Raw genomic sequence first — 14430 nt, 5'->3', positions numbered from 1 at the left:
AAAGTCTTGTGTTTCCTTAAATGTATTTATTTTTGAAGGCACACCGGACAGCTTACGCACTAAGAGCCTAACGGGGTTACTGACTTGAAAACCAACCTGATTACCCGCGAGGGGTATGACAAACTGCGGGCAGAGCATGACCATCTCTGGAATGTAAAGCGCCCAGAAATTACCAAAATTGTCTCCTGGGCGGCCAGCTTGGGGGATCGCTCAGAAAATGCGGACTACACCTATAACAAGCGTTTATTGCGCCAGATCGATCGTCGTGTGCGCTACCTGAGAAAATGCCTGACGGAATTGAAAATCGTTGATTACTCGCCGCAGCAGGATGGCAGCGTATTTTTTGGCGCCTGGGTTGAGATCGAGAATGAACAAGGGGAGACGAAGCGTTTGCGGATTGTCGGCCCGGACGAGATCTACGGCGACAATAAAGACTATATTTCGATCGATTCGCCGATGGCGCGCGCCATGCTGAAAAAAGCGGTTGATGAGGAATTCATCGTGAACACGCCAGACGGCCCGCGTGAGTGGTTTGTTAATTCTATTGAGTACGTTAAGTAATAAGCGGCCCGGTAGCGACATGTAGATGAAATTTGCATGTGTGCGACAAACCGGGCAAACGCACTTTTATTGAGGAAAAACATCCCTCTTTTGCGAGCTATCGGCGCAACGGGCTGAGTTATCTACCCCTGCTGCACAAATCTCTTCTGCATGATGCAACCCCGCACGGTTCCAATAATCGCAATGATGTTCACGTTTTCTAATCTATTGGAATTTATCATTTCCCGCGCGTCATGCAGCATTGTTGCGGATTCTATTTTAGGTAAAAATTCCCCATTTGGCTGTTTTATGTTTGGATGGATCGTTATTTCTTAATTTTTCTTTATTATTAAGTCTATTCAGAAACTCGATATCTTCACTGAATTCCACAGAACCAAATTTGTTTAAACGTATATATCTTTTGCGATTCATTTCAGAGACGGGCGTATCGTTTTTATCCCATTGTATAATATTTACGCTAGCCTGGTTTTTTCATCAGGATGAACAGCATCTTCTAAATCAAATATCACGGCATCGGCACCGCAGCAGACGGCTTGTTGAAAGCGCTGGGGCGCATTACCATGCACAAAGAGATAGGTTTTAGCGTGTTCCATGCTGCTCTCCTTCTGTTAATTAATTGATTAAATGCAGTTTTATTAAAATGTAACTCATTAATTGCGAATAAGAATGATAGCTATTTACATTGCAGTGATTAATATGCTAGCTTTCCGTTCATTATTTTTCAATCCATCTATCACGACATTTTCATTACGTTTCGGGACGTGTTAACCCGAGATTTAACGGCACCCTTTTATACGTTACTGCAATCGGTTTTTACTTGTTTTATCGGTATGAGGAGTGGTTATGAATATCAAGGCTGACGAAATTAAACACAGGGATATACATCAGGATGTAGATGATTTTCTCTCTGATTACTCAAATAAAAACGCGTTAAGGCGATTGATTCGCTGCTTTTTCGCAGAAGGAATTTTGAATAAAAATAACCTGAGATTTATTGAGGGTAATTCCAGGGCAGCAACGCTAGCTTTGCAGGGTGGCAAAGGTATATTGAAATTTGATGATATTTCGCCAGCACCGGCAAACACCTATATTAATAATGGAAATATTTATCTCATTCATTCAGATGGAACGTCTTTTCCCGTTACCGGCCACGAGCGATTGATTGATTTACTTCGCGACAGTTTCGATTTTCATCCTGACGAGAGCGGCATCAGTGGCCTGAAAAAAGACGTCGGTAACAGCATTCGTAATGATACCAATGCCCGGCGCTATCGTTGCCAGTGGCGTGCTGAGGTGGCCGATGCCATGCAGCAGGACGGGCAGAACGCTTTCACGCCGTGGCTGCGTCGGCAGCTCAGCATTCGCGATGCCGCCATGTTTCTCGATCAGTGGGGATCGCTGGAAGGCCACCCTTACTACCCGACCTGGAAATCCCGCCCCGGACTGAGTGACGAAGACGTCCAGCAGCTGTCACCCGAATTTAACGCCCGCGTGCCGCTGCGTATTACCGCGCTGCGCCGCGATATGGCGTATGTCGAATCCATGCCGCACGTCGATGATTTTCATTCGTGGTTTGCTCAGGCATTCCCTGCGCTCTGGCAGGACTGGAAGCAGCGCCTGAATCAGCAGGGGCTGGATGAGACGCAGTGGCTCCCGCTGCCCATCCACAGTTGGCATTTGGAAAACTGGGTGAAATCCCACTATGCGGATGAAATTGCCGAAGGGATTCTGCTTACCGACGGCCCCGATCTCATCACGCTACCGGGTATGTCGTTCCGTACTGTTTTGCCCGTAGAACCGGCTGCTTCCCCTTTCATCAAACTGCCCGTCGCCATCTGGATGACTAGCGAAATGCGCAGCCTACAGGCGAAATCCATCCACATGGGGCCACGTATCAGCACCATTATCGAAGCGATTCTTGCGCAGGAAGGCGGGTTTGAGCAGCGGCTGGCGTTTTTCCGCGAAGAGACGGCGTTCCACTACAAGCACGCGGTGCATCAGGATGACGCGCCGGGCAAACATCTCTCCGTCGTTTTCCGCGATGCTCGAATTTATGAACGCACCGACGGCGCGCTGCCCGTGACCGTCGCCACGCTGTTTACGGCACTGCCTCACCGCGAGCAGCCGCTGTTCACCGAGCTGGTGACTCTGTCTGGGCTTGGCCCCGAAGCGTGGTTCCGCCAATACGTCCGTGCCGTTACCCGGCCTGTTATCGCGATCTATCTGCTGTACGGCATCGGGCTGGAAGCGCATCAGCAGAACAGCCAGATCCTCTTTTCACCGGAAGGTGTCGCGCAGGGATTATTAATCCGTGATTTCGGCGACGGGCGTACCTATGCGCCGCTGCTGCGTCAGCGCGGTCACCATCTGCAACCCTACGTCTGGCCCGGCATTCTGCCCACGGTCTTTGAAGACGACATCGAGCCAGTGCGGATGTTTGTCGTCGATGCCTGCTTTGTCAGCCACCTGCACGAACTGGCGCTGGCGCTCAGCGCGGAATACGGCTTTGCCGATGCCCGGCTGTGGCAGGTGATGAAAGAAGAAACCGCCGCGGCGTTTGACGCCGTGAAGTCGCGCGTTGATGACGAGCTGTGGCAGACCGAACGCGACATGTTTTTGACGCAGCCCTGGTATACGCGTTCGCTGCTGCGCATGCATATCCAGGAATATCGCGACTACCGAATTCAGCACGGTCTGAGTAATCCCTTCCTCATTGAAGAGGAAGAAACCCGCATCGGATCGTGATGTATGGCGATGCTCCTGCCTCACAGGCTGAAAACGGGAGCATCTTTTTCACTCCTCATTTTGAGATGGATAACTTTGTTGATGAACGCCAGGAAGAACTTCACTCCACCTACCGGGAAGACTCGTTTTCCTATTCCCTCCGCGTTGGCCATCGCCGTAACGGCGGTGCTAAGCGGCATCGCGATACCCGCCCAGTCGGCAACGGGCGAGCGCGATGATTCCACTATCGTGGTGGAAGCTAAAGACGCGGATGCCGTACAGGGACTGGTCGCGGGCGGCATGTCGGCGCGGTCGTCCAGCACCGGACTGCTGGGCAAAAAGGACGTGATGGATACGCCGTTTAATGTCAGCAACATGACCTCATCGTTTATTGAAAATAAACAAGCACAGACGCTGGGGCAGGTGGTCGCGCATGACGCATCGGTTCGGGTGAGCAGTTCTCAGGGCGGTCTGCTGGATTCCTACTACATTCGCGGTTTTCCACTCAATGAAGGAAACCTGAGCGACATCGCCATGAACGGCGTCTACGGTGTTGCGCCCAACTATCAGTTGATGACCGACTACATCGAGCGGGTAGAAGTGCTGAAAGGGCCGTCGGCGCTGCTGTATGGGCTGTCGCCTAACAGCAGCGTGGGCGGCGTGATTAATGCTGTCACCAAACGCCCGACCACCGTCGGCAATCTGACCCGCCTCACGACCAGTTGGCAGTCTGATTCCCAGCTCACGCAGCATGCGGATATTTCCCGCGTCTATGCGCTGGATAATAATAATCTGCTCGGCGTGCGTTTTAACGGCAATTATGGCTACGGCGACACGGTGTGGGACCGTAGCGACAAGCGCACACAGGTTGGTGCGCTCGGGCTGGATTTCTCGTCAGAACGCTTCCGCGCCACGTTAGATCTCATCACTCAGCACCTGAAAACGCGTGCGCCATCGCGACCCTATTCGTTTGCGGCCGGCGTGACCGTGCCTGATGCACCGGATGGCAATAACAATATTTCCCAGCCGTGGGGATTCTGGCATTCCAAAGACCAGTCGGTGCTGCTGCATACCGAATACGATCTGGCGGATAACGTCACCTGGTTTACCGATTTGGGCGGTTCCAGCGCACACGTAAGCCGACTGTCGGAGCAGGTGCCGCAGGTCACGAATAACAATGGCGATATTCGTTCCGGCGTGGGGAATTATCGTTTTGCTACCAGTCGCTACACGCTGGCGACCGGCATTCGTGCGGATGTGGAAACGGGTTCGGTGACGCACAAGCTGTCGGCTCAGACCAGCTATTACCGCGATCGTCAGGCGAGCGGCATCGTTAACGGAACCGCGATTGATTCGAATATTTATAATCCGGTTTCTTCCCCCGCACAGAATATCGCCGCTCCGCCAAGCGTGTATAAACGCTCTTCCACTGCGCTGTCAGGTATCGCGCTGGCGGATACGCTCGGCTTCTGGAACGATGCGCTGCAAGTCACAGGTGGGCTGCGTTATCAGCAGATCAACTCGGATAACTTCGCCGGACCGGATTTTGGGACGCGCTCTTCCTATGATAAGAGCGCAATCACCCCGATGCTCGGGGTGATTGTTAAACCCTGGCAGCACGTCTCGCTCTATGCCAACTACATTGAGGGGCTGAGTAAAGGGGATGTGGCACCCTCAACGGCGAGCAATGCGGGGCAGGTACTGTCGCCGTATAAGAGCAAGCAGTACGAAGCTGGGGTGAAAGTGGACGCGCTGGGGACGATCTCCACGCTGAGCGTTTTCCAGATCACCAAGCCGAGCGGTGCACTGATTAACGGCACGTTTGTTGATGCTAACGAGCAGCGCAATCGGGGTATCGAGCTGGATGTGGTCGGTTCACCGCTGGAGGATCTGCGCCTGACCGGCGGCGTGATGCTGCTGGATGCCGAGCTGACCAAAAGCGTGACGCCGGGGGCACAGGGCAAACGCGCGCCGGGCACGTCGCGTTTTCAGGCGAATGCCGGAGTGGAATATGATCTGCCGTTCCTGCGCGATCTGACGCTCAACGCCAACGTTACTCATAACGGGAAGCAGAACGTCAACACCATCAATACCCAGTCAATTCCTTCCTGGACCACCGTTGATTTCGGCGCGCGTTACAAGACACGAATCTATAACGCGCCCACCACGTTCCGTGCCGATGTGCTTAACGCCTTTGACCGCAATTACTGGTCTGGCGTGACGTCGTTCAGCACGGTATCGCAAGGAACGCCGCGGACGCTGATGCTGTCCGTCGCGGTTGATTTCTAAGGATATGTGTTTTTCAGGAACCGAACGTTAAGGAGATAGCGATGAGCAACCTGTTTAGCTTTGCCGCAGTGTCTTCCCTCCCTGTCGCGCAGGCCCACTGGCCTGAGAGACTGACGCCTTATCTGGATAGTGAGATTGAGCAGTTTGTTTTCAACTCGCCGCAAAGGCTGTCATGGTTGGTTGAGCAGTATGGATCGCCGCTGAATATTGTCTGGCCGCACACCGTAGCCAACAATATCGCGGTATTGCGGACAGTGTTGCAGCGTCACGACGTGGACTGCCGCCTGTATTACGGCGCGAAGGTGAACAAGTCGCCGGGTTTAGTTCAGGCGGCGGTTAACGCGGGCGTCGGCGTGGATGTTTCCAGCTTACAGGAGCTGAAAGATGCGCTGCGGGCAGGCTGTGACGGCGCGCGGCTGTGCGCCACCGGTCCGGCCAAAACGCGTGAGTTCCTGACGGCGCTGGTTCATCATCGCGCGCTTATCGTGCTGGATTCACTGGAAGAATTCGACGAGGTGCTCGCGCTGGCGGATTTACTACGCGTGACGGAGCCCGTGCGGGTTCTGCTGCGCTATCGCCCGTCGTTCGCGCAGGCCAGTCGGTTTGGCATGCTGGCCGATGAGGTTGCAATCTGTCTGGAGGCGTTGAGCACCAGACAGGCTGTGCTTCATCTGGAAGGCTTCCATTTCCATCTCGGCGGCTATGAGCCTGAGACTCGCGTGGCGGCATTTGCTGAGGTACTGCCATTACTGGAGCGGGCACGCTCAAAGGGATTGCAGCCCGCGATTATTGATATCGGCGGAGGATTGCCGATTCAATATCTTTCGGCTTCACGCTATCAGGATTATTTAGTGAAGCAGAATGGGGCGGATTACCGCCACGGTCAGGTGCCGACCTCGTTTTACCCGTATGGCGGCGAGCGTTCGGCAGTCGACTATCTTGAGGCATTCCTGTCCGCCTCAATTGGACAGGATCGCGTAGCGGACGTGCTCAAGCAGCATGACCTGATTCTGGCGATAGAGCCGGGACGCAGTCTCGCTGACCAAAGTGCGATTACCGTGTTTCGCGTCACGCGCACGCGCCGCCAGCCGGATGGCAACCACGTCGTGTTTGTGGAAGGCAGCAGCTTTAGCGCGTGTGAAACCTGGTTTAACTCTGAGTTTTTGATTGATCCTCTGCATGTTTTTTCCGTCAAAAAAGACACACCTCCGACGCCGGGCAAAGCCTGGATCGCCGGACACAGCTGTCTGGACGACGATGTCATTACGAACCGATTGATTCATTTTCGAACCGTGCCGCAGCCTGGCGACTTACTGATTTACGCGAATACGGCGGGATACCAGATGGACCTGCTGGAAAACGCGTTTCATCGGCATCCGCTGCCTGCGCGCCTGTGTGCGTTTAAAGGTAAGAAAGGTGAGCTGATTTTTTCCAGTGATAACTGAATGGAGCAGAACCATGATCCTGAATAAAGTAACTGATTTGATTGGTAATACGCCCGTTATACAAATTCCGGTTCCCTATGGGGATACGCGTTTATTTTTAAAAGTAGAGAAGAACAATCCCGGCGGCAGCATGAAAGATCGCATGGCGCGAAACATGATTGTCGCCGGACTGAAGTCAGGCAAAATCCGCCCCGGCGGCACCATTGTCGAGTCGTCATCGGGGAATACCGGTATCGGGCTGGCGCTGGCGTCTATTGAATACGGCCTGCGCTTTATCGCCGTGGTCGATCATCACGCGGCACAGGACAAAATTGCCATCATGCGCGCACTCGGCGCGGAAATTCGCTACGTCTCCGGCGACTACGGCGAAGATGAAGTCGCGGTGGTGGAGCGTCAGCGCATGGCGGCACAGCTGGCGCAGGAAATACCCAGCGCGGTGTTTATGAACCAGTCTGACAACGCGGCGAATGCGGGTGGCTATGCCGATTTTGTCCGCGAGCTGTTCAGCCAGATTGGTAAGATCGACGCGTTTGTCGGCTGCGTGGGCACTGGCGGATCGATGACCGGTATTTCGCACGGTCTGAAAGTCCATAACCCAGATATCACGACCATTGCCGTTGAACCGGTGGGCTCTATCGTCTTCGGCCACCCCGGCAAACCTTACTATCAATCCGGCACGGGGACACCCGCGGGGGATACCGTAGGGCTGGTGCTGGATTACAGCTGCATCGACTGTGGCGAGCAGGTTTCGGATACGCAGGCATTTGAAACGGCACGCTATATCGCACGGCACTACGGTCTGCTGGTCGGCGGCTCGACGGGCGGGGTGATCTATAAAGCGCTGGAGCTGATCTATCAGGATCGCATCGGCGGCAACGTCGTGCTGGCCATTGCCGACGGCGGGGAGAAATACCTGCACACGGTGTTTAACGAAGAGTGGCTGGCGGCGCGTAACCTGATTGATAGCGGCGTGTGGCACGATCTGGATCGCTGGCTGGGCAACGCGATCTCTCTGGAGCAGGCAAGCTAAGGAGTCAAGGATGATCGAAACGCTAAGCGGGCAGCCGCTTAACGTGGTGATTTGCGGGGCCGGCAAGACCGGCCATCTCGCCACGGTGCTGTTTAAACAACTGCCGGACGTCAAGGTGACGCTGCTGGGTAGCCATCCTCGTCTGCCGGAAGCCTATCAGCAGCACGGTAAGCGGCTACACGCATTGCTGCCGGATGGTGAGACGCTGACGGCCACGCCGGACTGTGTGACCTGTGATCCGGCGGAAGCCTGCCGCGATGCGGATATCGTTATCATCACCGTTCCCGCCAACTTCCGCGCCGATCTTCTGGCGCGGATCGTTCCCCATCTGCCTGCCGACAAGCCGGTGTACGTTGGCGCAATTCCCGGTTTTTGCGGCTTTGACTGGCTGGCTGAACGTGAGCTGGCCGCGCGGCCAAACGCGGTGATTTGGGGAATGAAGGACGTCGCGCACATTGCGTTTGATTTGCTGCCGGGTCAGTCGATCAAAATGGGCGGCGAAAAGGCCACGCTGTATGTCGCCACACACCGGCGCGAAACCGCTGCGAGCCAGCAGGCGCTGATGGTGCTGCTGCAACGGCTCTATTCTGCGCCCGTGGTGCTATTGCCGGATTATCTGGAAATCACGCTGACGCCGGGTAACCCGATTATGCACAGTGCGGTGATTTATGGCCTGATCGGCCCCTACGGGCAGTGGCACGCCCGACCGCTCTCGCAGCCGCTATGCTGGTGGAATGATTGCCCGGAACTCGGCGCCTATTATTTGGAACGCATGGATGAAGAGAACCAGCAACTGTGCGCCGCGCTGGAGACGCGGCTTGGCGTGCGGCTGGATTCCGTGCTGCCGCTCAAGCAGGAGATTATCGATGCCTATGGCAATCAGATTGCTGATGCGCACACGATGCTCTCCGTGCTACGCACCAATCAGGCTTATCACGGCATCGGTCTGCCGTTGCAAAAGTATGGCGCTGGCGGGTATGTGTTTGATACGCAGCATCGGGTGTTTCAGGAGGATATCGCCTACGGCCTGAGCCTGCTGGTGACGATTGCGGAGAATCTGGCCGTTAGCGTGCCGTACATTGAGGAAGTCTACCGGTGGTGCAGCGATTACATGGGAACCTCCACGCAGGATCGTCCCGACTATTTCCCGCCGCACTGGCTGACGGATGAGATGAATTGACGTGATGACCGTAGCGGGAATGAGGCCGGGTGACGCCGTGGAATCAGAAGGAGCTGACGCATGCGCTTGAGCGGACAGGTCGCGTTCATCATCCACTTTATGTTTGTCGTACAGTTGGTCGCGATGGGAGCGATGGAGATGAGCGGACCGTTTTGGCCGCTGCATCTGGAAAGTATGTCATCCGGCGCGGAACTGAGTATCGCGGGGATTGCCGTGTACGTCGGGCCGATGCTGGGCATTATGCTGACCAGCGCCTTCTGGGGACGGATGGGCGACCGGCTGGGCAACAAAGCCATGATGATCCGCGCGCTGTTTGGGCTGGCGTTAACCCAGCTCGGGCTGGCGTGGGCAAACGACATCTGGACGATAGTCGCCCTACGTTTTATTCAGGGTGCCTGTGCGGGCTATATTGCGCCCGCGCAGGCGTATGGCGTCGCGGTGGTCAGTCCGCTACAGCGCACACGGCTGTTTGCCTGGCTTCAGGTATCTACCAACGTGGGATCGCTGTTGGGAGCGATTGTCGGCGGGCTGATCCTCGATTACCTGAACTTCTTCTGGATCAACCTGAGTGCGGCGATCCTCTGCGCGCTGTGCGGCATTACCGTGGCGCTGTTCCTGCCACATGTCGCCCCCGAGGCTCCTACTGCTCCGCCAGCGGACGCGCAGGCGAAAGCACTTCCCCGCAGGCGGCTCTGGGCGTTGTCGCCGATTCCCGGTTTACTGCTGATTTCCGGCCTGCTGCTGGCCAGCCGCATGATCCCGCAAACGCCGTTTTCCCTCTATCTGAACGGCGTCTTTCAGGTGGATAAGTGGGTTATCGGGCTGTGTTATGGCTTACAGGCGACCGGCGTGATTGTCTCTGCGTCGCTGTGGGCGCGCTATTTTGAAAACCTCTCGCTGTCGCAAACGCTGAGCCGCCTGTGTGTGGTGATGCTGGCCTGCACCATCGTGACACTGACGGCCGCCACGATTCTGAATATTGCGATTTTCATTCCGCTTTATTTCCTGTGGGGCGTGCTGTTGGGGGCGACGACGCCCGTTCTGATGGCGCTGATTTCTCGTGCGGCGGGGGCTGGGCAGCAGGGCTACATACTCGGTGTGGCGCAAAGCGTCAGCCAGTTTGCCTCGATTATGGGCATTTCTTTGGGGGGATGGGTTCTTTACTCCCCCGGACTACGTTCGCTGTTCTTCTGCGTTGGTGCCGCGTATCTGGTGACCTTTCTGGTCTCGCTGATGCTGCTACGACGCCTGCGGATACAGGCGGAAAAACATGACTCTCTCTCGACGAAGGGAAATATTGAAAATGTGTAATCGTTGGACGCGGCAACATTGCCGTCGGTTATTGCTGAGTGCGCTGTTGATGGTCGGCCTGTCGCCGCTGGTGGGGCAGGCTGAGCAAACCGCGCAAACCTCCACTGTCATCAAGGACGTGTTGGGGCGCGAGGTGAGAGTCAACACACCGGTGCAGCGCGTCATGTTGGGAGAGGGGCGTCAGCTGTATCTGGTCGCGATGCTCGATCGCGAAGATCCGGCGAAAAGGATTGTCGCCTGGAAGCGCGATCTGATTCAGTCGGATCCGGCAACATGGCACCAGTATCGTGACCGCTTCCCTCAACTGGCAAAAATCCCAACGTTTGACGGCACGGAAAAGGGCACGTTTGACGTGGAGCAGGCGGTGTCGCTCAAGCCGGACGTCATCATTATGAACATTGAGGCGCAGCGGTCGATTGTCGATGCGGGTTATGACCGGATACTGGACAGCGTCGGCATTCCGATTGTGTATGTCGATTTTCGCTATCACCCGCTGAAAAACACCGCGCCTACCATGCGTCTATTCGGCAAGCTGTTTAATCAGGAAGCACGTGCCGAAGCCTTTCTCGCATTCCGTGAGGCGCAGCTAAAACGCGTTTCCGATGTGCTGGCGGCGAAAAAACCGCGTTCCCCACGCGTTTTTATTGAGCGACTGGGTGGCTACACCGATGAATGCTGCCTGACGTTCGGCCCGGATAACTTCGGTAAATTCGTGCAATTGGCCGGTGGCGATAACGTTGCGGCGAAGAATGCGCCGAGCACTTTTATGCAGATGCACCCTGAACAGGTGATTGTGGAAAACCCGGAAATTGTGGTGATCACCAGCGGTAACTTTGAGGCCTTCGTGCCCGGCGGACGCTGGATTGGTCTGGGGCCGGGGCAGGATAGGGCGGAAGGACGTAAGCGTCTCGAATGGTTTCTGGGGCGTCCGGCCTACACCAACAGCGTCGCCAAGCAGCAGCGAGCGTTTCATGCCATCTGGCATCAGTTTTACAATGGCCCGTATGACTTTATCGCCATTCAGCAACTGGCCGAGTGGTTCCACCCAGACTTATTCCGCGATCTCAACGCGGATGACACCTTCCGCCAGCTTCACCAGCAGTTCCTGCCGGTTGATTACCAGCCGGGCTATTTCGTCAGTCTTGCGCAGTAAGCTACTAGCAGGCGGGCTCTGGCACCGATAGATAGAGAAAGAGACGGGGATTATGATGATCCCCGTGTGTTGTGCTGGATGAGCTTATGCGTTAACCGCTTTATGTTGTCGCGCTGAATTCAGGTGAGAACGCCCTCTCTCTTAGCTTTTCTCCGGCTTTTGCCGTCTCGCGCCTTTTTATTGATGGCCGCGTTACTATACTCTTCGTGCACAACTACTCGTGCACAACTACACTTCACCGCCCACAACGTTCACAAATCACTGATTATTTTATGACTGACGGCAAAGGAAATGATTGATTACACGCGTTTTAATATGCTTTGTAACAATTTTGCCTAGAATGTATACCAGAAACGACTGTCAGTAATTCGTATGTTTCTGAACAATAGCAGCGTCGGCGCTATTACGCCTTTGGAGAAAGAGAATGCAAGAAAACTATAAAATTCTGGTTGTAGATGACGACATGCGTTTGCGGGCGCTGTTAGAGCGTTATCTGACGGAGCAGGGTTTTCAGGTACGTAGCGTAGCCAATGCTGAACAGATGGACCGTTTACTGACCCGTGAATCCTTTCACCTTATGGTGCTGGATCTGATGCTGCCGGGCGAAGATGGGTTGTCCATCTGCCGTCGCTTGCGTAGCCAGAGCAACCCAATGCCGATCATTATGGTGACGGCAAAAGGGGAAGAAGTCGATCGTATCGTCGGGCTGGAAATCGGCGCGGACGATTATATTCCTAAACCTTTTAACCCGCGTGAACTGCTGGCTCGTATCCGTGCGGTGCTGCGTCGTCAGGCGAATGAACTGCCGGGCGCGCCATCGCAAGAAGAAGCGATTATTGCGTTTGGCAAATTCAAGCTGAATCTGGGCACGCGCGAAATGTTCCGTGATGATGAACCGATGCCGTTAACCAGCGGCGAGTTTGCCGTGCTTAAGGCGCTGGTGAGCCACCCGCGTGAGCCTCTGTCGCGCGATAAGTTGATGAATCTGGCCCGTGGTCGTGAATACAGCGCGATGGAGCGTTCCATCGACGTACAAATTTCTCGTCTGCGCCGCATGGTGGAAGAGGATCCGGCGCACCCGCGCTATATCCAGACCGTGTGGGGTCTTGGCTACGTGTTTGTCCCGGACGGCAGTAAGGCATGATGCAATGGCGCTTTTCTCCGCGCAGCTCATTTGCACGGACGTTGCTACTGATTGTCACGTTGTTGTTTGTCAGTTTGGTCACCACCTATCTGGTGGTGCTCAACTTTGCGATTCTGCCGAGTTTGCAGCAGTTCAATAAAGTGCTGGCATACGAAGTAAGAATGCTGATGACGGACAGTCTGCAACTGGAAGATGGCTCCACGCTTGAGGTGCCGCCTGCGTTCCGGCGTGAGATTTACCGCGAATTGGGTATATCGCTGTACACCAATGCGGCGGCGGAAGAAAGCGGCCTGCGTTGGGCCCAGCACTACAAGTTTTTGAGTGACCAGATGGCACAACAGCTGGGCGGCCCGACGGATGTGCGGGTTGAGGTCAGCAAGAATACGCCGGTGGTGTGGTTGAAAACCTGGCTGTCACCGGATATCTGGGTGCGCGTTCCCCTCACTGAAATTCATCAAGGCGATTTCTCGCCGCTCTTCCGCTATACGCTGGCGATAATGCTGCTGGTGATTGGCGGCGCGTGGCTATTTATTCGGGTGCAGAACCGACCCTTGGTTGAGCTGGAGCATGCGGCTTTGCAGGTCGGTAAAGGCATTATTCCGCCGCCGCTGCGTGAGTATGGCGCTTCCGAAGTGCGTTCTGTGACGCGTGCCTTTAACCAGATGGCCTCCGGCGTGAAGCTGCTGGCCGATGACCGCACGCTGCTGATGGCGGGCGTCAGCCACGATCTGCGTACGCCGCTGACGCGAATTCGTCTGGCGACCGAAATGATGAGCAAGGAAGATGACTATCTGGCGGAATCGATTAATAAGGACATTGAAGAGTGTAATGCGATTATTGAGCAGTTCCTCGACTACCTGCGTACCGGTCAGGAAATGCAGACGGAAATGGCCGATCTGAACGCCATTATGGGCGAAGTGGTGGCATCGGAAAGCGGTTATGAACGCCAGATCGACAGCGAGTTTGCTACCGGCGAGCTGCTGGTGCGTATCAGCTCGCTCTCAATAAAACGTGCTGTGCTGAATTTGGTCGTGAATGCGGCGCGTTACGGGAACGGCTGGATAAAAGTCAGTACTGGGCGTGAGCTACAGCGCGTCTGGTTTCAGGTAGAAGATGACGGAGAAGGCATCGCGCCCGATCAGTTGAAGCACCTGTTCCAACCTTTTGTGCGTGGCGACAGCGCGCGAACCACCAGCGGTACAGGGCTGGGGCTGGCGATTGTGCAGCGTATTATCGATGCGCACAATGGCGTGCTGGATGTCGGCAGCAGCGAACGCGGTGGGCTCTGTGTCCGCGCCTATCTGCCGCTGCTCTCGGACGTCGCGGTAGCGGATGCGGGTGCTGCGAAGGAGTCATAAGCATTTTGTGCAGCACTGGCATGAATAAGAAAGGCGCGGATTCCGCGCCTTTCTTAGATTACGACAAAGACCATCGAGCGGTAGTAACGGATAGATCGTAAAGACGCTGTGAATACGTCCATGTACGCTCGGCTTGCGCCATCCGTGGCGCAAACGCTTTACTCTTCTATTCCGTTACTCCCGTTTTCATTCGGCAAATAGGTTGTCAACGATCTGAAGGCGCGGAATCCGCGCC

At 55.2% G+C, this 14430-nt stretch carries 11 protein-coding genes; 10 read left to right on the top strand and 1 reads right to left on the bottom strand.

Going from position 1 to position 14430, the window contains the following annotated elements; genetic code table 11:
• The first annotated feature begins 84 nt into the window (after positions 1 to 84).
• Positions 85 to 561: a transcription elongation factor GreB gene (gene greB, locus DMB82_RS18725; RefSeq protein WP_116156434.1), complete on the top strand. Its 477-nt coding sequence runs from the start codon at positions 85 to 87 to the stop codon at positions 559 to 561.
• A 452-nt stretch (positions 562 to 1013) separates the two neighbouring features.
• Here greB and DMB82_RS18720 read toward each other — a convergent pair whose 3' ends face one another.
• Positions 1014 to 1154 carry an aldolase/citrate lyase family protein gene (locus DMB82_RS18720; RefSeq protein ID WP_226374104.1) on the bottom strand — a complete coding sequence of 47 codons (141 nt, stop codon included), beginning with the start codon at positions 1152 to 1154 and terminating at the stop codon, positions 1014 to 1016.
• A 250-nt stretch (positions 1155 to 1404) separates the two neighbouring features.
• Here DMB82_RS18720 and DMB82_RS18715 point away from each other — a divergent pair, with 250 nt between their 5' ends.
• The 9 genes from DMB82_RS18715 to envZ all read left to right on the top strand — a co-directional run bounded on the left by DMB82_RS18715 (position 1405) and on the right by envZ (position 14195).
• Positions 1405 to 3306, top strand: a complete 1902-nt coding sequence (locus DMB82_RS18715) for an IucA/IucC family protein (protein ID WP_116156435.1) — start codon at positions 1405 to 1407, stop codon at positions 3304 to 3306.
• Positions 3307 to 3387: 81 nt separating this feature from the next.
• Complete coding sequence (locus tag DMB82_RS18710) at positions 3388 to 5574, top strand: TonB-dependent receptor (RefSeq protein WP_116156436.1); 2187 nt, start codon at positions 3388 to 3390, stop codon at positions 5572 to 5574.
• A gap of 41 nt (positions 5575 to 5615) precedes the next feature.
• A complete protein-coding gene (locus DMB82_RS18705) occupies positions 5616 to 7019 on the top strand; it encodes a Y4yA family PLP-dependent enzyme (protein WP_116162745.1) in 1404 nt (467 codons plus the stop codon).
• Positions 7020 to 7032: 13 nt separating this feature from the next.
• Entirely contained in the window at positions 7033 to 8049 is a 1017-nt protein-coding gene (locus DMB82_RS18700) for a PLP-dependent cysteine synthase family protein (RefSeq protein WP_116162744.1), read from the top strand.
• Between the two features lie 10 nt (positions 8050 to 8059).
• A complete protein-coding gene (locus tag DMB82_RS18695; RefSeq protein WP_116162742.1) occupies positions 8060 to 9229 on the top strand; it encodes an NAD/NADP-dependent octopine/nopaline dehydrogenase family protein in 1170 nt (389 codons plus the stop codon).
• 60 nt (positions 9230 to 9289) lie between these two features.
• Positions 9290 to 10540 (top strand): MFS transporter, encoded by a 1251-nt coding sequence (locus DMB82_RS18690; protein ID WP_116156438.1) that lies wholly within the window; start codon positions 9290 to 9292, stop codon positions 10538 to 10540.
• Positions 10533 to 11693, top strand: coding sequence for an ABC transporter substrate-binding protein (locus tag DMB82_RS18685; RefSeq protein ID WP_116156439.1), 1161 nt, complete (start codon positions 10533 to 10535; stop codon positions 11691 to 11693). Before DMB82_RS18690 ends, DMB82_RS18685 begins: the two co-directional genes overlap by 8 nt.
• A 424-nt stretch (positions 11694 to 12117) precedes the next feature.
• Positions 12118 to 12837, top strand: coding sequence for an osmolarity response regulator transcription factor OmpR (gene ompR / locus DMB82_RS18680; RefSeq protein WP_005969424.1), 720 nt, complete (start codon positions 12118 to 12120; stop codon positions 12835 to 12837).
• Positions 12834 to 14195, top strand: coding sequence for a two-component system sensor histidine kinase EnvZ (gene envZ / locus DMB82_RS18675; protein ID WP_116162741.1), 1362 nt, complete (start codon positions 12834 to 12836; stop codon positions 14193 to 14195). Before ompR ends, envZ begins: the two co-directional genes overlap by 4 nt.
• Positions 14196 to 14430 lie beyond the last annotated feature (235 nt).

The organism is Pectobacterium aquaticum, assembly GCF_003382565.3.
GTDB classification, from domain to species: Bacteria; Pseudomonadota; Gammaproteobacteria; order Enterobacterales; family Enterobacteriaceae; genus Pectobacterium; species Pectobacterium aquaticum.
The sequence above is the reverse complement of the archived record's forward strand: the minus strand, read 5'-3'. Positions and strand labels throughout refer to the sequence as shown.

Coding starts and splice junctions, on each gene's coding strand:
- DMB82_RS18720 (WP_226374104.1), bottom strand. CDS start 1,154: ATGGAACACGCTAAAACCTATCTCTTTGTGCATGGTAATGCGCCCCAG.
- DMB82_RS18715 (WP_116156435.1), top strand. CDS start 1,405: ATGAATATCAAGGCTGACGAAATTAAACACAGGGATATACATCAGGAT.
- DMB82_RS18710 (WP_116156436.1), top strand. CDS start 3,388: ATGAACGCCAGGAAGAACTTCACTCCACCTACCGGGAAGACTCGTTTT.
- DMB82_RS18705 (WP_116162745.1), top strand. CDS start 5,616: ATGAGCAACCTGTTTAGCTTTGCCGCAGTGTCTTCCCTCCCTGTCGCG.
- DMB82_RS18700 (WP_116162744.1), top strand. CDS start 7,033: ATGATCCTGAATAAAGTAACTGATTTGATTGGTAATACGCCCGTTATA.
- DMB82_RS18695 (WP_116162742.1), top strand. CDS start 8,060: ATGATCGAAACGCTAAGCGGGCAGCCGCTTAACGTGGTGATTTGCGGG.
- DMB82_RS18690 (WP_116156438.1), top strand. CDS start 9,290: ATGCGCTTGAGCGGACAGGTCGCGTTCATCATCCACTTTATGTTTGTC.
- DMB82_RS18685 (WP_116156439.1), top strand. CDS start 10,533: ATGTGTAATCGTTGGACGCGGCAACATTGCCGTCGGTTATTGCTGAGT.
- ompR (WP_005969424.1), top strand. CDS start 12,118: ATGCAAGAAAACTATAAAATTCTGGTTGTAGATGACGACATGCGTTTG.
- envZ (WP_116162741.1), top strand. CDS start 12,834: ATGATGCAATGGCGCTTTTCTCCGCGCAGCTCATTTGCACGGACGTTG.